Consider the following 25,446-nt stretch of genomic DNA (forward strand, 5'->3'; position numbering starts at 1 on the left):
TAATACATATACAGTCAATATTTCAGTAGTAGAGTTTTTAATTATGACTCTATTTTCCTTATTATCATTGCGATTTTCTAAGAACATTACTTCAACGGTTTATAGTAACTCTCCCAAATGTTTCTTAAATTCTCTCTCAATATTACGTGAGTAGATTAAGACTAAGCACACCTCACAGAACCAACGCAACCTACTAAGGCACCAGTATTAGTTACTCCCTTCTCCTCATCTTAAAACTGCACTTGAAATTTTTACATTTATGCAGCACAATATTATGTTCTTTATATTATCTTTTGGATGGCTCATTTACTTGGTTAGTTCCATAAACTCATCTATGCCACTCAAAACAATATCAATAGCATCTTTCCAAAACTTCTCTTCTTCTAAGTCTACACCCAAATACTTCATAGCTAAGTCTTCAACTCTCATTCTGCCCGTATCACGTAAAAGATTAATATAATTTTGCTCAAACTCATCTCCTTGCGCCTTAGATTGAGCATATATACCAGCGCTAAATAAAAACCCAAAAGTATAAGGGAAGTGATAAAACGGTACTCTTGTTAAATAAAAATGTAGTAATGATGCCCAGAAGTATGGATGGTACTCATCTAGTGAATCATTAAATGCCTCTTTTTGAGCCTTTAACATTAGTTCATTGAGCTCATTAGTACTTACAAAGCCAGATTTTCTTTTTTCATAAAAACTTGTTTCAAATAGATAACGTGCATGGGTATTCATTAGTTTACGTACTGCACGTTGAAGATCAAAGTTTAATATATCAATTTTTTCCTCTTTTGTAGGTGCGGCTTTAAATAAAGCATCTGTAACAACGAATTCAAAAAAGGTTGAAGCAGTTTCACTGACACTCTGGGAATAACGCTGAGCTAATGGGGGCAAATCATATATAACGGATTGATGGTAAGCATGCCCTAATTCATGGGCTAGCGTAATAATATTCCATTTACTTGTGTAAGTCAGAAAAACTCTTGTTTGTTTTGCTAATGGAGATCGTGCACAAAATGCTCCAGCACGTTTATTATCTCTGTTCTCAGTTTCAACCCAACGTTCTTCAAAAGCTCTAGTAACTAATTTGCCCATAGTAGGGCTGAAGTTAGAGATATGTTTAACAAGAAAGTTAGCCCTATTTTCTAAGTTGTAAGTATTTTGACTAGTGCCTAAAGGAGCGGGATAGTCATGCCAGCTGAGCTTGTTAACCCCTAAAATCTCTTTTTTACGCTTAAGGTATTTAACTAAACGACCTCTATTTATGCTTATTACTGACCACATTGTTTCAAGTATTTTGCGATTTATCCTATTAAGTTCTAGTGTTTCACTCATAAAATCTGCACAACCACGTTGTTTACAGACATTTAATCTAAAGCCTGCAATACTATTAATTGCTAAAGCGCAGCTATCAGCTACCCCACTCCATGATTTACTCCAACTCTCAAAGACCTTTTCCCTTACTATTCTGTTAGGGCTTCTCATCATAGCTGAGGCTTGTCCAACTGACAGCTTTTTAACTTCTCCATCAACCTCTACAGGAATTTTTAACTTGCCAGTAACATTACTATAGAGTGTTCCCCAAGCATGTAAACCGTCAACAGATAAGTCATTTATAATATTCTCTTTATCAGCAGTTAGTTTTTTACTTGCTCTCTCTCTAATTTCGTTTAAGTTAAATTTCAGTGGTGCAAAATACTTATTTTGTAGTAAATTATTAAATTTTTTATCAGTTAGCTCAAGTAAACGCTTCTGCATGTTATTCTCTAAAGATGAATTAACACCAATTAATGAGTTTATTATACCTCTTAATTGCATTGCTTTTTTATCTTGCACATTCTGAGCTACTAAACAACTAACAAATGATTTTGCATGTTGAATCTTTTTATCAATTTCCTGAATCTCAGTCAAAATAAACTTCCATGAATCGGGGCAACCACTTGCTGTTTCAATTGTTTTCATTTTTTCTTGAAAATCTTTCATTTGCTTCTCTAGCTTCTTTATGTAATTGGTAAATTCGGTTGATTCACTACCACCAGCGAAATAAACATCAAGATCCCAAGTAGGACTCAAGTTTTTTAGCATTTTAATCTCTCCTTTGTTCATTATAAGTGTAGAATAATATCTTGATAAGGATGAAAATAGAATACCACTTAAAGTACCTGTTTGATAATAGTCAATACATAGTGAGAACTCCATAATTCAACACTTTCCCATATAATTCTATTTAATTATGATGAATCCTCCTCTAAAACGATTTCGCTTTAGTTCTGGAAAGGTACATCTTAGGATTCTTGTATAGATATTTTATGAGAACTGCATATTTTTACCCAGCGAGTTCTTATTCTTGTTAGAGATTTAATCTCGTTTATATGGTATGATATTGGGGTGTAGGGCTTGTGGTCTTCAGTGTTTTGGCAATCATTTTTGCGTCTATCTTATCTGTTTTTGTTTTGCGAAGGGTCTGAGCTTTTCGATATAGGTTAGTGCTGAGTGGATTTAGTACTACTAAGTTAAAGATACAGGTAGTTACGTATTATTGCTATAGTGCCCTGTAGACTCAAGTCCAATTTTTATCTTGCTCTTATTTACCTTTGGTATCTTGGATAATAGTTTTTCAAACCTTGCTTTATTATTGGCTATTGTAAATACTTCTTTTATTGCTTCACCCTCAGAGTTAACAATAAAACAGTCATGTTTTGTACTCGCTACATCAATTCCTACATAGATCATTCATTGACCTTGTCCTTTCATTAATGCTGTTATTCCATCAGCCTTATGTTCTATATCCTTGCTAGAGATAGAGCGTCTATGCGTTATCTAACTAATTAATAGTTGTAAAATAAAGCTGTAGTTATGGTCTTCGCGAAATAGTCTAAGCTATAGCACACAATAATCCACAGCATCTGTTACTTTGATTATACGCTATATTTCTAATAGCTTAACCACTCTTTTATTATACAAGTGCATATCACCCCCTTAGAGGATATCACGAACCGGTTACGGTTCATAATCGAGTAGGAGGCTAATCATTAGTTGATTAGCCGACCTCTCACACCACCGGACGTACGGATCCGTATCACGGCGGTTCAATAACCAAGCCTACTAATGTAGTAAGAATGCAGTGATAAGAGACCAGCTTTTGCTAGTCTCTTATTTGTTATCGTTTTATGGAGTATGGGACTTTTAGCTGTCCGCCATGCTCCCTTTCTAGTATTTCCATACTCGTATGCTTTCTGAGGAGGACACCCTAGTTTTGTTAAGTTCCGAATTTTAGTCCTTATCCTTTTCCATCTCCGCCAATATATCATTCTTATTCTTCGCCTTATCCATTGGTCTAGCTCCATTAAGAATTGCTTCATATTTGCAAGTATGAAATAATTAATCCAACCTTGGCACATTCTTTTCAGTCTGATATACAAAGTTTTGATGTTTTGTACTTTTCGACTTGTTAACAGTGCCTTGATTTTCTCTTTGAGTTTCTTCTTGCTTTTCTGGTGCACTCTAAATTGCACACCATTAGCAGATATGTAAAAGGAGTACCCTAGAAATTTGGTCTTTCAGGGTCGACTAATTTTGCTTTTATCTCGATTGACGACAAGCTTTAATTCCTTTTCAAGAAATTTGGCTACATTCGTTAAGGTACGCTCTGACTGCTTTTCTACTTTTTACATAGATTGAACAGTCATCAGCGTATCTAACGAACTTATGCCCTCTTTTCTCTAGTTCCTTATCTAACTTGTCTAGCATTATATTGCTAAGCAATGGCGATAATGGACCTCCTTGTGGAACCCCTTGTCGAGTCTTTTCATATTTACCATCTATTACAACTCCTGATAGAAGATATTTCCTGATGAGTCTTAAAACTCTGCTATCTTCTATCTCTAGGTACATTTGATGCATAAGTTTGTTATGATTGACTGTGTCAAAGTATGATGCTAAGTCTATATCTACTATCCACGTGTAACCTGCTTCTATATACCGTTTGCATTGTTGAAGTGCATCATGGGCACTACGCTCTGGTCTAAATCCATAGCTGTATTCTGAGAATTTCTCCTCAAATATTGGCGATAGCACTTGATTAATGGCTTGTTGAATTACTCGGTCTATGACCGTTGGTATTCCTAGTTTTCTAGTCTTACCATTGTCTTTTGGTATTTCCACTCTTCTTACTGGACTAGGCTTGTACGTCACTTCTAGCAGCTCTTGGGTGAGGTTTTCTAAGTTCCTGAGATACCATTCTGAGAACTCAGAAACTTTCATACCGTCTACCCCATGGCTTCCATTATTACTTTTAACATGACCATAAGCTTTCATCATATTCGGATACGATACCACTTCTTCCATCAGTTGATTTGTGTTTTGCTTTTGCTCTTGTTGAATCCCTTGAGCACTAACTGCTCTCTCATTACTTTTAAGTTCCACTTTATCCTCCTGAGATAAGCCCTCTTTCGAGGTTGTCTAGTTTTTTTTTTTTCGTACTCTTAGGTCTCATAGTTTACAAAACTGTTATTGTTCAGCCCTTCCTGAAAAAAAAATAATTTCAGTACTATGACTTCTGCTGACTTCTCTCATCCCCTCTGCTCATCACTGAGTAGCGTTTGGTTTAGGATGCGAGACCTCCCTGGGTAAGTCCACACTCTTTCTTTCCATATATCTGCCACATTTACTAACACACCCTTCGGTTAGTACGGATTTTGTTTTGATTAGCAAACTCATCCAGTTTGCATTAGCCTCATGTGATTCGTGTTCCTCAGACCAGAAATTTGCCTCCAACTTCCTTCAGATTCCTCCTCGCGAAGGACACCCTTGTTTTCAGCTAACGGCTATACTAACTTCACCGCTCGGGACTTTCACCCTATAGATTGTGAACATGCCAGGCGCACTAACTAAAAACCTCACCATTTCTGTTGAGGTTTTTATGGTGGCCGCCTAAACTTTTGTTAGGCTGAGAATGCTAATTTATTGTTTTTAGCGTTTGTGTTTAATTGTTTATGTTTTACGGGTTGCATAATTCCCGACACGAAGGGCAAGTATGCTCCGCTGGCGTCGTGGGGAGTGTAGAGTAGTCTTTATTAGCAACAAATCATTTAATTTACTGAATATAGCCAGTTTTTTCAATTATATCTTCAATATCTCTTAGCCACTCTTTTTGCTTATTGTAATCTTGAGGCAATGGATGGTAATATAAATTATCTATTTTCAGTTTCCCAAAAGTCCTCATATGCTTAACTTTATCATATGCCTGGTTTGCTAAAGCTTTTAACTTACTATCAACTCCCCAAGCCAATAAATATAATGATTTATCACTCATCAATCCTTGAAGTTCTTCAGCTCTTGAGTCAGAAAAAATTGAGTGGCATAAAATATTATTATACTTTGTTTTAGAGACTTTTTTTTTAAATACACTACTTTTTGGTTCTCTTACATCAGATATATTAAGAATTCTAGCATGCCGAAAATTAAACTTTGACATGAACCTCATAATTTGATATTGAGTATTATCTGGTATTGTCTCTGTTAGGTCATTCAATCCTATGTCTTTAATATTGCTATTGTAACTACTTTCCTGATAGCTCTTATATTTCGGACTTGAAGATCCCGGATTCATCATAATTGCAATAATATCAGGCTCATAATTTGCATAGTTCATATAATCATACTCATTATAATCATTCTTTACTATTTCAAGCACATTACGACAAGGAATATAAACATCTTTCATAATGAATAATTTAAAGAATGAGCCATAAACACCATATTGTTTATCTAAATATTTTTTGCTAATCATTCAATTCACCTGTCAAGTAACATTTACTAATCTTATTCAAGTAGCTATATTTCTCATCATCAGGCAAATGTACCTTTATCTTGATGAATCTACGTATCTTTTCGTTTTTAAACTCTTTTATATATGGAATATCTATAGTGAAAATTTCATTTCCTTTTTCAGCTAAATCTATACGGTTGATAACTCTGTTTGCTATAGCGTTTGGTAGAGTAAATACTATATATTTCGCTTTTACATGAAGATGAAATGCTGTTTCAGTTTCATACTCAACCCTATGGGATTTTATTGCTTCTACTATTTCACTATAATTATTATCAAGAGCATCTAGATCATTTAACCAGTTATCTTCACCTACTAAAGCAACTGGATAATTATCATCTAGAATTCCCATAGCAACACTAGGATAATCTTTTAATAGACTCTTGTTTGACTCTCGTTCTTCTTCTGTGAACTGCCAAAAATCATCAACTACAGATTGTTTTGTTGCATTTTCAAGATAGGATTTCCTGCTAACTGCATATTCTGCAAATTGTGAAATCCTCTCAAGTATCGGCTCTAGAAAAGGATTCCTATAGAAACTAACTAAAAATATGTTTTGAGCCCATGCATATTCTTGAGCATCAATAGTGTACTCAGAAGCACTAAAGAAGCACCCTGCATCATTATATCTATCTAAGCTATTTGCATTATGGTGAGCTATAGTAAAGTAGTTTTCTGATATGTCCTTTACCACCCCTACAAAATTTCTGATATTATGCAATTGAATTTTTCTTTTATAATATTTGCATTCACAGATTAGTCTTATTCGATAAATAAATGCCGTTGGAAAACTAAGAAGTCCATATGCATCTATTTGATGCTCAGCGCCCCTCCCTCTAATATTTCCAGATGCTACCTCTATATATCCAAATTTACTTAGGATTTTCCAAACAACTGATTCTAGAATGTACCCTCTCGCTTGATAGTCTCTCATTTATATCTCCTTCTTTACCCAAGCTCTCTTTTTCCAAGATTGCTCTTGCCTTATTTATAGTTGCATTACTTAATCTATTTGAGTCAATAATTAATAAAAGTGCTTCAATCTGCAGATTATTTCTAAATATCCTTTGTGCACAACTAATTCGGGTGAGCTGCCCACTTATTCTTGTAGCATTTGGGTTCTCTTCTAATAATCTTTGTGCAAAAGTATTCTTATCTAAGTTTATCTGTTTAAAATTATAATAATAATCTACAAAGATTTTCTTTCCCACTGAATTCAACCATCTATTTATATCAGACATGAGCAATTCCACCTTTCATGTTTAAAATATTTAATTACAGCTTATGAGCATTAAATGTAACTTGCAAGGATGAATTCATCTGCGTCACTCAGTATATCCAAAATATGCTTATAGTGATTGCTGTTAAGATTATTTAGTACTTTTATAAGTGTCAAGCTTTCTAAGAACAAATATATTATCTTCAAATATTTCTAAGTGCAATTCGTGAGGGTGCCCTTTTCCCCAAGTACCCACATTATTCTTAATTAAGAATTGACCAATTACTTTACTTCTTAGTTCAGAACACGTTGTCCAAAATGTAGCTCTTAATTTAATATCAATACTTTTATCTGCAATTTTTAGTGTGACATACTCCCATGTTTTATTAAAGTGCTTCTCTCTGCTTTCTTTTGGAATTCTGATACCATAACCGGCCCCACTAGTATTAAATCTACCATTGTTCCATGTTTTCACGATCATTATTAATTAACCTCCTCATTACATTTGATTTTAAATATTTTCCTAATGCAAATAGTAATGTTTATACCTAACTTTAATCATTTTTGCACACCAATAAATTCTCGCAAATATTTAAATGGAAATGGCAATACTGTACTCTGACCTGTCCTCACAAAATCTACATTCATTGTCTGCAGAATTTGCGAGAAAATAAGCTTAGAATTGCTAACAGCTATAACTTTTCTTATTCTAGTAGCTCTATCAATCTTTTTATTTATCATTTCTTTACTGCAGCCAACAAAATAATATGCTTCAGACTCAGACTGAGTATAAAAATTTATGTCTAGTGACGACTTAAATAGAGCTTGTAAACTTTTATTATCTTTAGGGAAGTTTAACCTTACATAATAGTTTTCTAGTAAATGTTGTCTTAGTTTTCTTGCATCATTGCTATTTAATGAAAGATGATCTTTAATGAGTTTTCTTAATTTATACTTATCTAAACTTTTATTATCTAGAGTATTGATATTATTTAAAAGATTACTGACCCTATAGCTATAATCATCTATATTAGTTCCAAAACACTCTTTAATTATCTCTACTAAATCAGAGTAGTGACAAATATTTTCAGGGAGATCTTTTTCTACTTCTATTAATAGTTTTTTTATTTCTTCTATAGCAGGTAATGAAATTTCATTAGTATTAAATATTAAGTTTATATCGCCATCTTCAGATACTACTATGCCTTCAAACTTCGCATATGATTCAATATTATCTTTAGTCTGCTTTATTATATCCAAATAGCTTTGATACTCCGACACCTCAAAAAAATTGTTCCCATCTACACAATCAATATCGAATTCTCCATTAGGTTTTATTGTCATAAAATGAGAGAGTCGCTTAGCTTCATCTATGGTGCCGAACACCCATCTTTTCTTAGAATCTAGTAAATCCCAATTAAATAAAGTTACTTTTTTGCTAATAATATCTTCTTTAATCAGTAGCTCTTTTAGTATGGTCTTAACTATGGGATTAATATCTTTAGGTGTTATATCATAATAATTTTCAATAACTAAATGTTGGCTAATATACTTTGCATCTGAAGCCTTATATTTATCAGATAGATTATTTTTCTTATAATACTCTATATCATGAATAATTACTATATTAAACGCATCACTTTTCTCTCTCTTACCTTCTGTTATTAAGGCATTATCTGATATGTAATGTTCCTTTAATGTTTCTTTAATTGCCATTATAAATCTTTTAGATTCTACACTATCAACCTTATCAACAATTCTAATATTTTTTCCTATTAGTTTTTCTTTAAAATGTTTTGGTTTCTTAATTATTGTATTAGTTAATTTATATGTGTCTAAAGTCTTTAAATGATTAAACTCAACTGTTAAATACTTTGATAAGTGTTGGATAACTAGATTTTTAAACTCTTGGAACATATATATACGACTTTTTTCAAATCTTCTTAATGAAGAAAAATCAATAAAAGTCTTAGTAGCTTTAGTGCCCTCTATTTCAGCTTTAACATATGCTTTTTTCAAATCTAAGTTTTTATTATTACCTAAATATCTGCTAAATGAGCTAGTGCCATTATGTATGTAGTATTTTGGTTTTTTTGCATATTTATATTTATCTGCAATTGATATCAACTTTCGATAACGTTCTACTCTAATATTAAGAATATCACCTTTATCAAGACTAAACCTTATAGCATCAATTGTATCCCCTCTTACAACTGGTGTCTTAATTAATGCACCGGTAAGGTTTGAATAATGAAATTGCCTATATTTTGACTTAGACGATCCAAGTGAGTTAATTAGTATTTGAGCAAGCCATAGTCCACATATACAGTCCTTAGTTTCATTTACATATGATACTCTAGGAACAACTTTCTGAACAATATCATTCTCAAAATCACCTTTAGTTCTAATATGCTTTAAGATTTCATATATATCTAATGACTTTTTAAACATAGCATATGCATATTTTCCATACTTATATAAAACTGCTTCTGCTTGATACTCATCACCTAGCAATTTGTCTAGCTGATATGCTCTATACCATTTTCCATTATGACATCTTTCAAATCTTAAAAAGTGAAAGTCATTTTCAATTTGCTCTATATTAAAGTTATAAATAATCTTACTTGTTCTTATTGTCATTGTTGTAGCTCCTTAAAAATAAAATCAATAGCTAAGTGATTAACCTCTTTATTCTGGATTAAAAATGGAACTTCAATAATTGATCTTTTTTCTGAATACATTGGTCTAAAAGTAGCATTTGGTGATCCTAACATGTTAATAATAAGCACTTTTCTTGCATTACATGTATCTTTCTTTTTAATGATATTAGGAATAAATTTATCAGGTTTAGTTCTATAATTGTCTTTCCATAACTTAAAATCAATATAAATATCATCGTTTACTTTATAATCAAACATCTCAAATTGATCTAGTGACAATTCTTTTAGCATTATTTGAGTATACTTTTCTATTATGTATTTACCACACACCTCACCAAGTGCCCCTTTATAGATATTATTAAACATAGGTGGCGTTAAGAGAAATTTTGAAGGGGAAAAACAAGTAGCAAAACTATTTTCTACAAAGTGTTCTTTTAACTCTTCTACCTCCATAAGCTCAGTAAGCCTTGAAGATCTCTGGCTAACTTCCTGATATCCAGTCCGATATCCAAAGTAAATTTTAGAATTTCTATAATCATAGGTTTGTGAATACCAATAAGTAGAAGTAGAACTAGGTAACTCAACGTACAACTGTTTCCACTTACCTTCATTCTCATTTTCTCTTTCTATAAACGGTTGTTTTAATACCTGTAGCCTCATATCAATCCATTGCTGTCTACTATCATTGTTCCAAGTCTTGCTTAATTGATTATGAATATATACTGCACATCTATTACTCCGACGAGCTCCCTCGTATTGGAGTTCATCAATATTCTGTTCTTTCTTGTTATCATCAATCAATATTGATTTTAATGCCTCATATTCCATAACTGATATCATGCTTTTAGGGAGGTTAATCTTGTTAATGTATTCCTGTATTGTATTATCAGCAATAATATGAATTTTAGGAGATTTCATATTTGTTCTACATATTCTCCCTAAAGCTTGTATAATTACTTTGTTAATAAATAAAATGAAAGCTCTTGACTTGTATAAGTTTGTCTTATCATTGTTATTATATTTGTAGTCAGTTCTTCCGATATAACTGTGAAAAGCTTGATTTAGCTTTTCATTAAATATACTTGGTGACATGGCTCCATTTTCTAATAGGAATTCAAGTTGAAATAAATACTTTATAAAATCTTTTTCTTTATTCTCTAGATTCTTAATATTTACTAATAGATTTGTAGGTTTATCTAAGTATATTGCATTGAAATCCATCTCTCCCCTAGAGCTAAAGTTATTTATCTTTATTGGGGTTACTCCTTCAGGTATTTTAAACTGTAAATTTTGACCTGCTCCTAATGTTTGGTATGTAGATATTACAAGTTTTTTATTTCCTTCACTCAAATGCTTAAGAATATTTTTCTTTGCCTCTTCAAAATCAGACCCACTTAGTGTACATATAATATCATCAACTTCTAACTCTTTATAACCCTTATTTTCTGCAATGTAGCTAGCATATTCAAGTATAATATTCAAATCAAATTTTGAGTCTCTATTTTTTGGATGTTTATTAAATAAGCATAAGAAAGCATGAATATCTTGGTTATCTAAAAAATAATCCCAAACAGTTAAAATACGAACATATCTATAAAAAATATAATCTGAGTATTCATCAACATTTTCACCTACTACTATGTTTTTTAATGCTTGGGCAGCTTCTTTATCACCAACTAAGCTCTCAAGATGTTCTAATGCAGTAGAATTATCAAAGCCAATAAAGCTTGTCTTTATATCTACATTGTTATACCCTAAAGTACTTTTCTTATATTGCATTCTTAGATTCTGTATTTCATTTTCTTCTAGTGTTATATATTTATCCCCTAACAAATAATGCAGAAAATCTAAATCATAATTTCCTATGTTAGTAGGGAGTGTTGCTGTAGCTGACATACCAATTACTTTTGCATTTTTACATAGATTTGCTAAAAACATTTCTGGAGTGAGTATAAAGTTATACATGTATACTCTAGATAAAGAGTCATGATCTTCGCTATCAACAATATCATGATATCTAAAACCCTCTTCATAAAACCCTCTTTGAAGTATTGTCTGCTCCTTAACTCTAGTTTGGAATGGAAGATTCTGCTCCATAATATTCTTAGCTAGAAAATCAACATATGTTTTATCTAATCCTATTTGATTTAAAACAGTTCTTATTGATGACTCAATTGAATATGGTATAGAATCACTAATTTCTTCTTGCTTTAACTGATAATGATTTTTAGATATATATACAATTCCATACTGAAAATATGTTAAGAAGCCACCTATATCAGATAATAGTGTCCAAATATTAATATGATGATCTCTATTACTTATTTCGTCTTTTATAATCCAATTAACTTTTTCTACTAAATCTTGTTTTAGTTTTATGCTTTTATTATATGAATCTAAGACATTATGATATTGATAGTCATGGAAAAGAAACGTTCTTTGATTATCAAAATTATCCCTTTTGGATTTACATGAATACTGAAGATTATATTTTGTAAAAATATTTCTAGCTTTCTCCAAAATACTATTAATTATGTCATGGGGGGACTTCCATTGGCCTTCACTGATTTTTATTGACGTAACATCAGATACTCTTAATAACCATTCAGGGCATTGTATGTTTGTCAAATTATTATGTATTTTAAGAAAGAGGTCAACCATGTCTATTCTATGGCTCATTCCTGATTCAATAATATTATTTAAAACTCTTTCTTTTGAGGCATCAAATTCATCAATGAATATTAGTGCATTTTTAGCTAGTTTCTCTGTAAAATAATATGAGTTCTCTACTAGAGTTGTATTCTTTCTAATGAATTTATCTATACTTAAAAATAAGACAGTTCTATTCTCTGTATTAACTGCTGGGTATAATTTCTTAATCCAAGAATATTTTTTCCTATTATTTATTGCAATCAAACTTTGCCTCTTTGACTCAAATTCATTTTTGATATATTTAACTATACTTTGCCTAAATCTCGGTTCAAATGTCTGACGAATTTGATTCTTTATATTCTTCATAAGCATTTTATTTGTACTTTTATCTTGCGCCAATTTCACGTACTCATAAAGATCTCTGTAATTCTTGTCTCTTAATTTATTAGGAATTTCATTACATACGCATAAGAGGTTATTAATAACTCCTTCTGAATTTGAGTCTATAAACAGAACATGCCTCTTAAAATCTTCTATTCTATTATTAACTTCAAACTTCTTTTTCATGTCACTATATGGTAAATTTTTCTTGAGATTAGTTATAAAAAATATTTTTCTGTTTTGTGATGAAAACTTTTCGTAATTATCATAGATAAAATTAATTACATTATATGTTTTTCCAAAACCTGTTGGCATACTTAATAAGAGTAAACCGTTTTCAGAATTGTTTAAGCAATATTTTTCTAGAATATTTATCATCTTTTTTCTCCTTCCGAATAATAACTATTATTTAGTCATTAAGATTCTTGATAAACACGAACTAATTGATAGATACGTAATTATGTTGTTGTTAATAATAAATAAATAACATTAGAAGATATACAAAAAAAAATTGTCAAGTCCAGTAATATATTTAAATTTGGTCAAGCTACAACGTCTAGTTTATGCATTGGATATATTGATGTTTGTATTATATATACTTACTACTTTAGGCATGACTAAATATAGCTGTCTTTATTTATATTAATGCGTATTCAGGAATGTTTAGCTAGAATAAGAAATACGACGCTTTTTGACATCATCTTTAATACACAAATCATCATTAATTTTAATGACAATAATAACAATAATCTTCAATATTAAGTAATAATCAATCATATACTTATTTTCATCATTAGAATTTGTTCCATGTAAATATTTATTTCTTATATCATATCCATTAGTAAATTTTGATCTATTAAGATGAAAATCAATATAATCTTGTTCATTTCTCGTAAACAGGCTACTCTCAAATATTACAAACTGATAGTCTACAAGTTTATCAATTACTTTTCTTACATCCCTAGAATAGTGCCAGTAATTTAAGGCTCCATTATAATATAGTTCTTTAAGAATATAAATTTCTGTTTTGTTTCTAAAATCTAAAAATTTCTCTTCAGATATATAAATTATATTATTATCAAACAACCATTGCATGTCTCTCAATTGAAATTCATCAAAATCATCTCTAGTCAACTTCTCATAAAAAACTAATTCAAAGAAGTTGTTATATTGCTTATTCCTTGATGGTAAGTAAAATATGTGACTTTGATCAGAAAACAAGAGAAATGAGGCTGTTTTGTACCAATCACTAGAAGAATAGACGTATTTGTTCTCATTGAATGACTTAACATCTTTAATCTTAACACTAGATGAAGATATCTGAACTAATTCTTGGTCAATTATGCCATCCTCAACTAATACATTATATTGTTTAAATATCCTATCTATCTCAGGTAAAATTGTTCTACATTTTTCGAAGTAAGAAGCATCTCTTGAAGGCATCTTAACAATAAAATCTTCTATATGGAATTCTTTTTTAATATATACATGAAAAAACCATTCAATCATGTCTTCTAATCTTATATTGTAGATATTTAAAACATTATAGTAACTATATAATTCAGCATTTGACAACATCTCTTTAAAACTAAATGAATGCGTTTTATTATAGATATGTGTACCTTTAGGTTGTATGATCCTTTCATAAATACCCATTTCACTTGTTTTGGGAGCCAACTCCAGCATCATCTTCTCATTGAAAAAATTAAATACGTATATAAAGTTATTCCACAGTGTCTGAAAATCTAAATTATCTGAGATCCACTTTCTACTTACCTTTATATCAGCCATCATTCCATTCATAGAAAGTATAATAACTTCTTTCTGATTATCTGGATATGATATTTTTACACTAGTTTCTATCCCACTTCCATTTTTAAAAATTTTTGTTTCCTCGTCTTCAGTTTTTCTTTTAGCATGTAATTTAATTTTATCAGTTATAGTTAAACCTTTATCGTTTGGAAATGTAATGATTTTTCTTAATATATTGATATTTACTTGAGGTGACGAAATATAATCATTTATTAAACTTAAACTTTCTATATTGCTTAAAGATATCGGCAAATATAACTTATTTTCTCCTAGATATTTTGATAAAATTAATCTTGCATTATCTGAATCAGAAATCAACTCACTTTTTACTTCCTCATCGTAATAATCTGTTAACCTTTTTAACTTAAGAATTGAGAGGATTTGTACATTATCTTTGGCTAAAAATTGTCTAAACTCCCTTGAATCAATCTTCTTAAATATTTTTAAGTTATTAAAAATCTCAAAAAAATCATCTGTATGATTGTAGTTAATTTCATCATAAAATTTTAAGTATTCATCATTGTTTTCTGCTATAAACATCCCTATTTTCTTGTGTATTTTTTTCTCATACTGATTAATATCAATACCAGTCTCTTGAGCCAGACAATCTTTAAATCTAGTAATACTAATGTATTTCAGTACATTATGAAAATCGAGTAACTCTGTAATTTTCCATTCCTTATCAATTTCATTAGCATTGATTTTTTCGATTATTTTTTTTAATTCAATACCAACTATCATGTCATGTTCAGAGTAAAACTTTATATTTGACATCTTTACACCCCATCATTGTTATAATTAAGCAAATAATTAAAAAGTTATTATAGTAATTAATTTTTACCTATTATCTCTAAACAAAGTATTACTTTATTTTTCTATTAATTTATGAAGTACTTAGCAAAAATACATACCATTCTGATGTGCAAAACTCTTTGATAAAAAGACTTGTTGTATTTAATTTAGATTAACTTGATTAATGAAACAATGATGATTCATTTTTGAAAACATTTTCAATAGACTTACCCGTACCTAAAATTTTTCTCTCATTAATAAACTTATCTATTACTTCTGTTCTCTTAAGATACAACTTCTCTAGTTTTTGCTGTTTAAGATTCTGCGCTTCTAATAATTCAAAATAATAAGAATATTTTTTGTCTAATAACATACCCTCTAGTTACAACTAATACTTTTATGTACTTAATACAATGTGATTAATCTCAATTCTTCTTCATTTGCACAATATTCTAAAGCAATTAATACCTTATACATTTTAGTTTCTGTTCCATTTTTTACATCAAACTCAACTAAGACATTAAATTTTGATACATTATAATCTTCTAGAAATTCTAAATTGAAAATATAGTTATTTCTTATTTTAGTCTTAATTATCATTTCTAATTCTTTTGAATCTATATTAAGGAGTTCAATTCTTTTTAGAATATCTGTTTTATTTACTTTTAAATAATTTAGTTTTCTATCATCGATATTGATACTTAAGTTATTAAAATTTTTAACATCATCATTGATAGCATTAATTGAAAAACAGATATCCTTTAGGTCTTCATCAAATAATCTCTCAATTTTATAAGTTAATAATACCCCATATAATGATAGGGGAATACTTCTCACATGAAATCCATTTTCTTCAAAAGGATATGAGTAAATATTTACATTTTCATCAATTGATCTATCATCTTCATGTCCCATAATTATTTTATTACCACATTTGATAAAAGAGCCACACAATATATGTGAACAGTACTCCTTTAATAGAGATGTATAAGTAAAAACTACAAGACCAGCAAAACCGAGAAAGTTCTTTAATCCTTCAGCTAAACTTTGTATCATATTGTCTGTAACATTATTAATATACACCATAAAAAATTGGCTACTATGTTGATAATCTACATGTAATGCTTTATGATCAAGTAAAATCTCCCTAAGTAACTATTGGTTATTAATAATGTCAATATAATCTCCACAAAGAAAACTATTTACTGATTGATTATCAAGAACCTTAATAATTTCACTAAAAATAGGGTATGAATACCATGCATTCTCTATTTTACTTGAGTCAAAAACCAACATTACTTCTTTTTTCTTCTTGTTAGGAATAAGTGCATATTTCAGCTTCTGATACTCAATTTTTTTGGACCTTAATATACTACAAAGAGTTTTATGCATACAATTATTATTTATTAGCATTTGCTTACTATTAAGCGAAAAATGTTTTTGCATCACTTCCAACATCACATTTCCACGTGCATTTAATGTAAAAATCATACTATCCACTCTCTCCATTTGAATTATAATTCATGTAAAGCATAATCATTTATCTAATCACCATATTTTTCTTTTAATGGCTGTTTATAATATATTAACATTAAATTAATAAGTTTTCTATGCAATTAATCTAATCTATTACATCAATTATAGATATAAAAAAGGTGACAATCCCATAGAGCCACCCCCAATCCCCTCATTCTCAACCATTAGTTACGTAGATTTAACTAAAAAACAATACAAAAAGCGGGTTTAGAACACGTCCAATACTATTTTTATTACTTTATTGATTTATATTAATTATAAAAAAATAGAATGATAAGTCCGGTGTTTAATGGCTAAAACATGTAAAACTCACACAACTTAATGATATTATATGAACAAAACACGCGTAAGCGTATATCACGCACAAAGTGCATATCACTCGACTATGGAGAAAGATCACGAACTGGTACGGTTCATATAACTAAAAAACTCAACATTTCTGTTGAGGTTTTTTATGGTGGAGGCTGCTTTCATTTCTTACTTTCCATATTTCTTTTTGTTGTATTAATTGAAGTTATTAATAGTACTCTTATGGTTGAGCAAAGTTTATCTATTTTGTTGTAATACTCTTTACTTATGTAATTAGTCTTAAGTAGCAACTCAAGCCAATATCCTGTCTCGTTTGCCTCCTTTAATGCTATCTGTAACTTCGCTATAAAGTCTGCTTTACTATGTGCGTATTGGGATTCTCGAATATTTGCTCCAATTGATGTACCACTTCGACCTACTTGCCTTGAAATAATAGATTCTTTTTTGCTTTTAAGTTGCTTTACTAATTCTATAATTTCTACTGCTAAGTCCATTGATAAGTCTGCTAGTTTGTTATTTTTCATTTTATCACCAGTTTTTATTAAAACATAATAAATTGTTTATTTAAAGGGTTAATTTATATACAATTAATGAAGCGTTACTGCGTAACATTAAGTATTTCTTCGCAATATGAGATGCCTAATGGCAATGAAGTGAAGTTCTCCAGTCATGTACGACAATACACTTCATTAGTGTAGCGACTTCACGTGCGTAGCACACTTCACTTGCCGCAGGCAAACTTCATTCACCATATAAATAAACTCTTTAATCTTATGTATTTTATAAATGTGAAGAACTTTATGATTTTACTAAAATGAAGTGTCACTGCGTGACATGAAGTATTGCGTTGCAATATGAGGTGCCTATCGGCAATGAAGTAAAGTTTGCACATATGTGCGATAGCACACTTCATGTACGAAGTACACTTCATATCCCTTTAGGGATACTTCACTTGCCACAGGCAAACTTCATTCACCATATATAATAAAACATCCTGCTAAGCAGGATGTTTTATTATATATGGTGGAGGCGGGGGGAATCGAACCCACCGTCCGCAAGCAAGTGTTCAGGAGCTTCTACGTGTGTATTTTCCGATTTTTATTTAACCTTTGGGATCTTCCGGAAACTAAATAACCCGCGGGCGATCCAGTGAATTTCCCTTTATGCATACTGGCGTTTGCTAAAAGGTATCCTGTTTATTATGACACCCGGTACCATCTCTACAGGAAAGAGACGGGCGGATGGCCGCCTAAACTTTTGTTAGGCTGCGAATGCTAATTTATTGTTTTTAGCGTTTGTGTTTAATTGTTTATGTTTTACGGGTTACATAATTCCCGACACGCTACTCAAGACTACTCCACTCCCGTCGAAACCAGTGCGCCCCCTTGTTAGAGTGTGTATCTTATCTTAACATATTCTACATTAGAGTCAAATGTAACTGTTGGTAGAAATGTTAGTTGAAATTCATTAACAAAAACTTCATAAGTAAGCTTACTACCTTCTTCGGCCTTCGGCTTGCCTTGCTCTACGCTCGGCATCTCGCTTGGCTATATCGTGGCGTTTATCGTGTAACTGTTTACCTTGAGCTACTGCTAGCTCTACCTTAACCCAGCCATCTTTAAGATATATTTTTAAGGGGATAAGGGTATGGCCTTTTAGTTTTGTTTCATTTTCTAAACGTTTTATTTCACGTTTATTTAAGAGCAATCTTCTTGCCCTTATTGGATCGTGATTAAATTGATTACCCTGCTCGTAAGGGCTTATATGCATATTATTAAGAATACACTCGCCATTTCTTACTCGAGCATATGAGTCTTGAAGATTAGCCTTACCATTACGGATTGACTTAACCTCTGTGCCCTGCAAAGCAATTCCTGCCTCATAGGTATCTAAAATTGTATAATCGTGTCTAGCACGTCTGTTTTGTACTAACACTTTTATTCCTTTTGCACGCGCCATTTTAATCACTCACACTTCGTATTTTAAATCTTTAAACAAAACTAAGATGTACAGGTATTATATCATTTTGTAGGTTTTTTGCAAGAAGTAGTGTTATGATGTGGGTAAATTTAACAGTACTGTAATGTGGGTTTGCTGTTTAAAATAATAAAGGTAACATGAACACATGTCACCTTTATTCGAAGATATGATTTTGTTACTTTACTTAGCTAGAAGCTAAACTTTATGTTTGTTTATTGTTTTTTTGCTCTATGACTAACTACACTTTCAGCGCCACTTTTCATCATCATTCTATTGGCTTCGTCTTGACGCCCTTCGTCGGTATGTACAAAAGCTAAGGTTTTGCCTTCTTTTAAGGCTGCCTCATATTTGCGACCTTGATTGCTGGTAACACCCCAGCTACCTAAGCCACCTATTAATCCACCAGCAGATGCACCTGTAAGCAATGCTGTTATAGGTCCAGCTGCTAACAAGGGTCCTATACCAGGTACAGCAATGGCACTTGCTCCTAACGCCAAACCTGCTAAACCGCCAACTATTCCCCCAGTAGCCGCACCAGATGCCATTGATGATCCTTGCTCTAGTCGAGCGCTATGTCCTTCGGGGTTAGATATGATGGATATTTCTTGATCATATCCTGCTTCTCTTAAACGGTTAACTGCCATTTCTGCTTCTTCTCTACTATTAAAAGTTCCTACTACGGTTCTCATATTTTAACCTCCTTTTTTGGCTCGTTTTAGTGTACCCCAAAGGTATTGTTAAAATACTAATTGTTATTTTATCTACTACCCCTACCCTCTACTTTTTATTCTTTTACTATTTTATCTTTATCAATTTTATAATATGTTGGGTTTACAAGTTTTTGATACTTGTTACCATGTGAATCTAGTGCTTTAACAAGAAAGTAAATTTCAACATCTTTATAGTGTTTTTTCTTTATTTCACTTTGGTAATAATCATATTGTTTGAAGCTTATTTTGTACTCACCAGAAAACTCTTTATTGTAAATAGCATTACTTGAATAAGAATAACCCATACTATTGATTTTTTTTGATATGTAACCAATATTATTATGTAAATCAATATCACCTATTTTTTGCAATCCCATGTAAACCTCGGCTGTTATTTCTAAGATATTATTTTTATAATCCTCTTTTTTTGCTGTACCAATTAAAAGTTTAGGAGGTAATAAATTTACTGATATATAAAACTCTACAAAAGCATCTTCAGCTGTTTTATGAATACCGTATCTATCTCCTTCTATTAATATATTAGTATTCTTATTGGTATTTATATAACCAAGTTTTTCTTTTCGCTGTTTATCTCCACTTTTACTAATAATATAAGCCTCATAACTACTACAATTAACTTTAGTATTTATGTAGTAATTAAAAGAACTTAATTTTTGTAATTTATACTCTTGTTCTTCACTTTGGCTATTAACTAAAACTAAATATAGTTGTTCATTTTTAGTTATCTCTTTAACAGCTATTTTAAAGTTAAGATTAGCTGATTTATCATTAATAGTTACTGAGTAAGTAGCTTTATTTATCCACTTGCTAATATCATTTATATTATTATTGTTTTCTTCATTTTCACTATATGTCACTATTTGAACATGCTGTTTTAAAGATTGCTCTAAAGTATCTATTCGAATATGTAAAATAAGGTTATTATATAGATTTGTTAACGTGGTGAATAATAAAATAACAAGCAGTACATTTGTAAATTTTTTCATATGTGTCCTCTCTATAATAAGTTATCTAGTACTCCTTTATAATAACATTTTCCATGTATTATATGACAGTTTTTCTTAATAATTTCTTAGTTGTAAATGCAATTAAGAAATACAATGTTAAATTATTAAGATTAACATAAACATATTGACTATTGTTTTAGCATATGGTCTAATTACCGTGATATTTTGAAAGGTGAAGGGTATAATCTTATGAAAGATTTTGCTAACTCTCAACAAGCTGATAAATCCCTTACTTTTGCTGAGATTTTAAGGTTTTATTTACCATTGGCTACTGCCGCTGTTATTATGATTGGCAGTGTTAATGTAGTTAACTCAGCACTTAGTAAAACCCCTAACCCCCAGGCTGCATTGGCTGCTTTTGCTATTGCTTTTAGCTACGCCGAAATGGTTTCTGCTCCTTGTTTTTCTGGAATGAATATGATGATTACCTTGGGCAGAGATCGTAAGTATTTTATAAATACCTTTAAGTTTATGATAAAGGTAACTGCTGTAGCAATGTGTTTTATTGGAGTTTTGGCGTTTACCCCTGTAGGTAAATTTGTTGCTCTTAATATTGGTGGAGCTTCTCTTAATTTATATAAAGATATAACAACTGTATGGAGATTTTCGCTAATATTGCCTTTTGTATATTTAATTATTTCTACAAGTAGATCTGTTTTGCTTACCGAGCAAAAAACTATTTATGTAACTATTGCACGTGGTTTAAGACTTGTTGTTATGCTTACTTTGGCTGCCTTTTTACCTTTATTAAAGGGTTTATCTGGAGCGGCTATTGGAGTACTGATTATGTTGGCAGGTATGGGCACAGAGGGATTAGTAGCTCTGGTACCAGCGGCTATTTTGTTTAAAAAATGGCATACAGAACCAAATGATGTGCCTGAAAAAAACTACCCTGCAACTCAAGCAGCTGTACTAAAGTTTATAACACCTTTAATGGTTACTTCTTTAATGTGGGGTATAAGTAGGCCTTTATTATATGCTGGCTTGGCGAGACTTAATTTAGGTGAGTTAAGCATTGCCACTTACAAAGTTGCCAATAACTTTACATGGCTGTTTATGGTTTTAGTACAAGACAACGTAAAACATATAACCGTTGCCTTTTTACGTAATAATCCTAATCACAAAAAACATATTATTAAGTTTTCAGCTATTGCTAGCTTAGCAGTTACTGCTTTAATTTTAGTCTCTGTATTTACACCAATTGGTGAGTATTTATTAACCAATGTAATTGGGGTAGATAAAAGCATGGCAGTTGCTTGTACAGCTCCGATTTTAGTTTTTGCTTTTTATCCTATTCTGTTAACTCTAGAAGAGCATTATCAGGCAAGATTACTGCTTAAAGGTGAAACCAAACCTATTGGCTTTGCTAAAGTGTTAAATATTGTTGCTATAGGTATAACAGTATTTACAATTGCAGCTATTTATCCTAATATGGGAGCTGTAACAGGCTCAATTGCTTTAAGTGTAGGTATGTTAGTTGAGGCTTTAATTGTAAGGCATTATGCTGTAAAGTTTAGAGCTTAAAACAGCAATTAAACGATTGACTAAAGCAAACCATTTCATTATGAAATACAACAACACAAATGTTGATCACTATAGTTAAAAAAATAACAGAAGGGGTTTGGAGCTAATCTAAATCCCTTTTTTAGTTACCTTATATATTTTTATAGCTGATAAACATAATAAATTAAAAAGTTTTCACTCACCGCCACAGAAAATTTTTTCTTTTCCTAACATATAGATTCTTTCCAATATTTTTTAAATATTCAAACAACTTAGTCATACTGTGTTAAAAGACCCTCGTAATAGGGTAAAGTATGATAAGGCCTTTTATGCATGTGGTAGTAACAGTATAAAATAAGTTAAAGTAAAACTACCACTTGTTAGGAAAATTGGGGGAGGTATAAGGGGAGGTATAATATGAAAGCAGTTATTTTTTACTTTAGTGGTACAGGTAATACATGGTTTATCTCGCAAAAACTAAAAGAAGAACTTACCAAAAATAATTATAAGGTGAACTGGTACTCTATTGAAAACTCAACATTAACAAATAAAGAAAGTCTTGTTAACTTAATTACAGAATCACATCTTATTATTATTGGGTATCCTACCTATTCCTCGAATTTACCTTTGCCCATGCAAAAGTTTATAAACAATTTGCCTCAACAGCATAACAAAAATACTGCTGTTTTTTGCACCCAATCTTTATCATCTAGTGATGGAGCAATATTTATAAAAAATCAATTAAAAAGTAAGGGTTACCTTTTACAACAAGCTATTCACTTTGTTATGACTAATAATTTTTACACACCTTTAGCTAAGTTATTGCCTGCTGGAGATTATGACAAAATAGCGAAAAGAAATAAAAAGGCTAGTAAGAAGGTTAAGTATTTTGTTAGTAAAATTATTAAAAATGAAAAGCTAACTACAGGTGATAATTTTATTTGTCATCTTATAGGTAACAGTCACCGTAAAAATTATAGCTCAACTATTAAAAAATTTAATGATGTTATGTATGTTAATAACAAGTGTACAAACTGTAATTTATGTGTAAACAGCTGCCCTGTTAATAATATTACAAATAAAAATAATAGTATTCAGATTAATGACAATTGTTGTTTATGTATGAGATGTTATAATTTTTGCCCAACAGCGGCTATTAATATTACAAGTAAAAGTGAGGATATTGTTAAGTATCCTAGGTTTAAAGGTCCTATAAAGGGCTTTGAGATAAATTGTTTAAAAAAATGATTTAATAAAGTATTTATAAAGTAACAAAGCAGGGCATCTGCCCTGCTTTGTTACTGTTGTTTGTTAGGCTGTTAAATCACTTTAGTGCCGGAGTACGGGTAGCACTAAAAGTGTGAGAGAGAAATAAAATCTATCTTAAAAGGTTTGCAAAAATTGCAATCCTTGAAAACTAGGTTTGAAAAGCGTAGCGTTTACTACACCTTCATATTTATTGTAAATTAATTATTGTTCTTTACACTTATATTAAACTAAAAGATATAAGCAACATTGTGGCATGAATGTAATAAATCATGCATTTACTGGACTTAGTTGTAATTGTTTTTCATTATTTTGACTGTTTACTAGCTCTTTTAGTTCCTTTTGTATTCTACTTGCCATATAGGCTGTTAAACAAAAAGATAACGCTGCTGCTACAGGCTGACTCATTAATACCCCTTCCAAATTGAATATCTTAGGTAATATTATAATTGCAGGTATTAAAAATATACCTTGTCGTGCTGTACTTAATATTAAAGCAGATTTAGCTCTACCGAAAGCCATAAACAAGGTGTTATACATTATTGTAAAACCAAAGGTTGGCAATACAACACTGTAGTATCTCAGCATTTTAACACCTGTATTAATTACCTCTGGTTTATTAGAAAATGCAGAAACAATAGCAGGTGCTGCTATAAAAATTAAACCAGATATTATAAGGCAGTAAATTGTGCTCCATTGAACTGCAATTTTAACTGTTTTTTGAACACGGTCATATTTTTTTGCTCCAAAGTTATAACCTGCAAGGGGTTGAAATCCCTGTGAAAAACCAAATAATACATAAAAAGCAACCATAATTACTCTATTTGTTACCCCTACTGCTGCAACTGCAGCATCTCCATATACAACAGCTGCTGAGTTCATCATACCCATACTCAAACTAGCTAAGCCTTGCCTTAGTAGGGTTGGAATACCTATTTTAAATATCTCTGAGTATATCTCTCTTGAAAAAGTGAAATTCCCTAAACTTAATTTTAAGTAGCTTTTTTTGCTTAGATAGTAGTAAAGTAAAATAACGGTTGTAACGGCTTGTGAAATAACGGTAGCCAATGCCGCACCCCTTACCCCCATATTAAACATAAAGATTAAGATTGGATCTAAGGCTATATTAAGTACTGCTCCCGAAACCATACCTATCATACTAATTTTAGCGCTACCTTCAGCTCTTAACATATTATTAAGAGCCATATTACTCATTGTAAAAATTGATCCACAAATAATAATTACTGCATAATCACGAGCAAAAGGCATTATTGTTTTTGATGCCCCAAACATAGCTAATACTGGCTCTAAAAAAACTAGTCCTAAACAGGTAAAAATTATTGAACAAGCTATACTAGATACTAAGGTTACAATAACTGTTTGATTAGCTCTTTTAGTATTTTTTTGACCTAATAAACGGGAGATATAAGATGCTGATCCAGAACCAAACATCATTCCTATAGCCGAAACTAACATAAAGAAAGGAAATACAACTGTTACTGCTCCTAAGGCCTCTGTTCCTAAACTAGAAACAAAGAGTGTGTCTACTACATTATAAATAGCACTAACTAACATGCCTATTATTGCAGGAATAGCAAGCTTAATTAAAACCCTAGATATTTTATCTTTTCCTAACATTTCTGCTCTTTTTTCTTGCACTATTGTGGCCCCTTTCTTTTTGATGTATGGTGAATATTATATTGAACAATGTTCATAATGTCAATGGTCTTTTGAACTATGTTCATTAATACCCCCTAAAATACAA

General features: G+C 31.0%; 21 protein-coding genes and 1 other RNA gene. 2 read left to right on the forward strand and 20 right to left on the reverse strand.

Annotated features, from left to right (window positions below; genetic code table 11):
- Nucleotides 1–306 precede the first annotated feature (306 nt).
- From IMX26_RS08765 to IMX26_RS08855, 19 genes are all read right to left on the reverse strand, one after another.
- Complete coding sequence (locus IMX26_RS08765; protein ID WP_195161290.1) at nucleotides 307–2,088, reverse strand: M3 family oligoendopeptidase; 1,782 nt, start codon at nucleotides 2,086–2,088, stop codon at nucleotides 307–309.
- Nucleotides 2,089–2,532: 444 nt separating this feature from the next.
- Nucleotides 2,533–2,736 carry a transposase gene (locus IMX26_RS18110; RefSeq protein ID WP_195161291.1) on the reverse strand — a complete coding sequence of 68 codons (204 nt, stop codon included), beginning with the start codon at nucleotides 2,734–2,736 and terminating at the stop codon, nucleotides 2,533–2,535.
- Nucleotides 2,737–3,092: 356 nt separating this feature from the next.
- On the reverse strand, nucleotides 3,093–3,518 hold the full coding sequence (locus tag IMX26_RS17880) for a group II intron maturase-specific domain-containing protein (protein ID WP_347707862.1): 426 nt from the start codon (nucleotides 3,516–3,518) through the stop codon (nucleotides 3,093–3,095).
- A gap of 100 nt (nucleotides 3,519–3,618) precedes the next feature.
- On the reverse strand, nucleotides 3,619–4,428 hold the full coding sequence (gene ltrA / locus IMX26_RS17885) for a group II intron reverse transcriptase/maturase (RefSeq protein WP_243259335.1): 810 nt from the start codon (nucleotides 4,426–4,428) through the stop codon (nucleotides 3,619–3,621).
- Nucleotides 4,429–5,098: 670 nt separating this feature from the next.
- The gene (locus IMX26_RS08785) at nucleotides 5,099–5,794 is read right to left on the reverse strand and encodes a DUF1643 domain-containing protein (protein WP_195161292.1); all 696 of its coding nucleotides are present in this window, start codon (nucleotides 5,792–5,794) and stop codon (nucleotides 5,099–5,101) included.
- The gene (locus tag IMX26_RS08790) at nucleotides 5,787–6,767 is read right to left on the reverse strand and encodes a restriction endonuclease (RefSeq protein ID WP_195161293.1); all 981 of its coding nucleotides are present in this window, start codon (nucleotides 6,765–6,767) and stop codon (nucleotides 5,787–5,789) included. The genes IMX26_RS08785 and IMX26_RS08790 overlap by 8 nt, the downstream gene beginning before the upstream one ends.
- Nucleotides 6,706–7,074 (reverse strand): hypothetical protein, encoded by a 369-nt coding sequence (locus tag IMX26_RS08795; protein WP_195161294.1) that lies wholly within the window; start codon nucleotides 7,072–7,074, stop codon nucleotides 6,706–6,708. Before IMX26_RS08795 ends, IMX26_RS08790 begins: the two co-directional genes overlap by 62 nt.
- A gap of 129 nt (nucleotides 7,075–7,203) precedes the next feature.
- Nucleotides 7,204–7,533, reverse strand: coding sequence for a hypothetical protein (locus tag IMX26_RS08800; protein ID WP_195161295.1), 330 nt, complete (start codon nucleotides 7,531–7,533; stop codon nucleotides 7,204–7,206).
- A 77-nt stretch (nucleotides 7,534–7,610) separates the two neighbouring features.
- Nucleotides 7,611–9,692, reverse strand: a complete 2,082-nt coding sequence (locus tag IMX26_RS08805; RefSeq protein WP_195161296.1) for a hypothetical protein — start codon at nucleotides 9,690–9,692, stop codon at nucleotides 7,611–7,613.
- The gene (locus IMX26_RS08810) at nucleotides 9,689–13,123 is read right to left on the reverse strand and encodes a hypothetical protein (protein WP_195161297.1); all 3,435 of its coding nucleotides are present in this window, start codon (nucleotides 13,121–13,123) and stop codon (nucleotides 9,689–9,691) included. Before IMX26_RS08810 ends, IMX26_RS08805 begins: the two co-directional genes overlap by 4 nt.
- 285 nt (nucleotides 13,124–13,408) lie before the next feature.
- Nucleotides 13,409–15,331: a hypothetical protein gene (locus IMX26_RS08815; protein WP_195158027.1), complete on the reverse strand. Its 1,923-nt coding sequence runs from the start codon at nucleotides 15,329–15,331 to the stop codon at nucleotides 13,409–13,411.
- Between the two features lie 199 nt (nucleotides 15,332–15,530).
- Complete coding sequence (locus IMX26_RS08820; protein WP_195158028.1) at nucleotides 15,531–15,722, reverse strand: hypothetical protein; 192 nt, start codon at nucleotides 15,720–15,722, stop codon at nucleotides 15,531–15,533.
- 32 nt (nucleotides 15,723–15,754) lie between these two features.
- Nucleotides 15,755–16,435: a hypothetical protein gene (locus IMX26_RS08825; protein ID WP_195158029.1), complete on the reverse strand. Its 681-nt coding sequence runs from the start codon at nucleotides 16,433–16,435 to the stop codon at nucleotides 15,755–15,757.
- Nucleotides 16,436–16,504: 69 nt separating this feature from the next.
- Nucleotides 16,505–16,798 carry a hypothetical protein gene (locus IMX26_RS08830; RefSeq protein ID WP_195158030.1) on the reverse strand — a complete coding sequence of 98 codons (294 nt, stop codon included), beginning with the start codon at nucleotides 16,796–16,798 and terminating at the stop codon, nucleotides 16,505–16,507.
- Between the two features lie 557 nt (nucleotides 16,799–17,355).
- Entirely contained in the window at nucleotides 17,356–17,718 is a 363-nt protein-coding gene (locus tag IMX26_RS08835; RefSeq protein ID WP_195158031.1) for a four helix bundle protein, read from the reverse strand.
- Nucleotides 17,719–18,215: 497 nt separating this feature from the next.
- Nucleotides 18,216–18,579: a transfer-messenger RNA gene (gene ssrA / locus IMX26_RS08840) on the reverse strand.
- Between the two features lie 109 nt (nucleotides 18,580–18,688).
- Nucleotides 18,689–19,153, reverse strand: a complete 465-nt coding sequence (gene smpB, locus IMX26_RS08845; RefSeq protein WP_195158032.1) for an SsrA-binding protein SmpB — start codon at nucleotides 19,151–19,153, stop codon at nucleotides 18,689–18,691.
- Nucleotides 19,154–19,386: 233 nt separating this feature from the next.
- Nucleotides 19,387–19,863 carry a general stress protein gene (locus IMX26_RS08850; protein ID WP_195158033.1) on the reverse strand — a complete coding sequence of 159 codons (477 nt, stop codon included), beginning with the start codon at nucleotides 19,861–19,863 and terminating at the stop codon, nucleotides 19,387–19,389.
- Between the two features lie 95 nt (nucleotides 19,864–19,958).
- Complete coding sequence (locus IMX26_RS08855; protein WP_195158034.1) at nucleotides 19,959–20,891, reverse strand: hypothetical protein; 933 nt, start codon at nucleotides 20,889–20,891, stop codon at nucleotides 19,959–19,961.
- A 210-nt stretch (nucleotides 20,892–21,101) separates the two neighbouring features.
- Here IMX26_RS08855 and IMX26_RS08860 point away from each other — a divergent pair, with 210 nt between their 5' ends.
- Nucleotides 21,102–22,436 carry a hypothetical protein gene (locus IMX26_RS08860; protein ID WP_195158035.1) on the forward strand — a complete coding sequence of 445 codons (1,335 nt, stop codon included), beginning with the start codon at nucleotides 21,102–21,104 and terminating at the stop codon, nucleotides 22,434–22,436.
- Nucleotides 22,437–22,832: 396 nt separating this feature from the next.
- Entirely contained in the window at nucleotides 22,833–23,663 is an 831-nt protein-coding gene (locus IMX26_RS08865) for an EFR1 family ferrodoxin (protein ID WP_195158036.1), read from the forward strand.
- Nucleotides 23,664–23,951: 288 nt separating this feature from the next.
- Here the strand turns inward: IMX26_RS08865 and IMX26_RS08870 are convergent, their stop codons facing one another.
- Nucleotides 23,952–25,340 carry an MATE family efflux transporter gene (locus IMX26_RS08870; protein WP_207729273.1) on the reverse strand — a complete coding sequence of 463 codons (1,389 nt, stop codon included), beginning with the start codon at nucleotides 25,338–25,340 and terminating at the stop codon, nucleotides 23,952–23,954.
- Between the last annotated feature and the right edge of the window lie 106 nt (nucleotides 25,341–25,446).

Origin of the sequence: Clostridium sp. 'deep sea' (assembly GCF_014931565.1) — a bacterium.
Classification (GTDB): Bacteria; Bacillota; UBA994; order PWPR01; family PWPR01.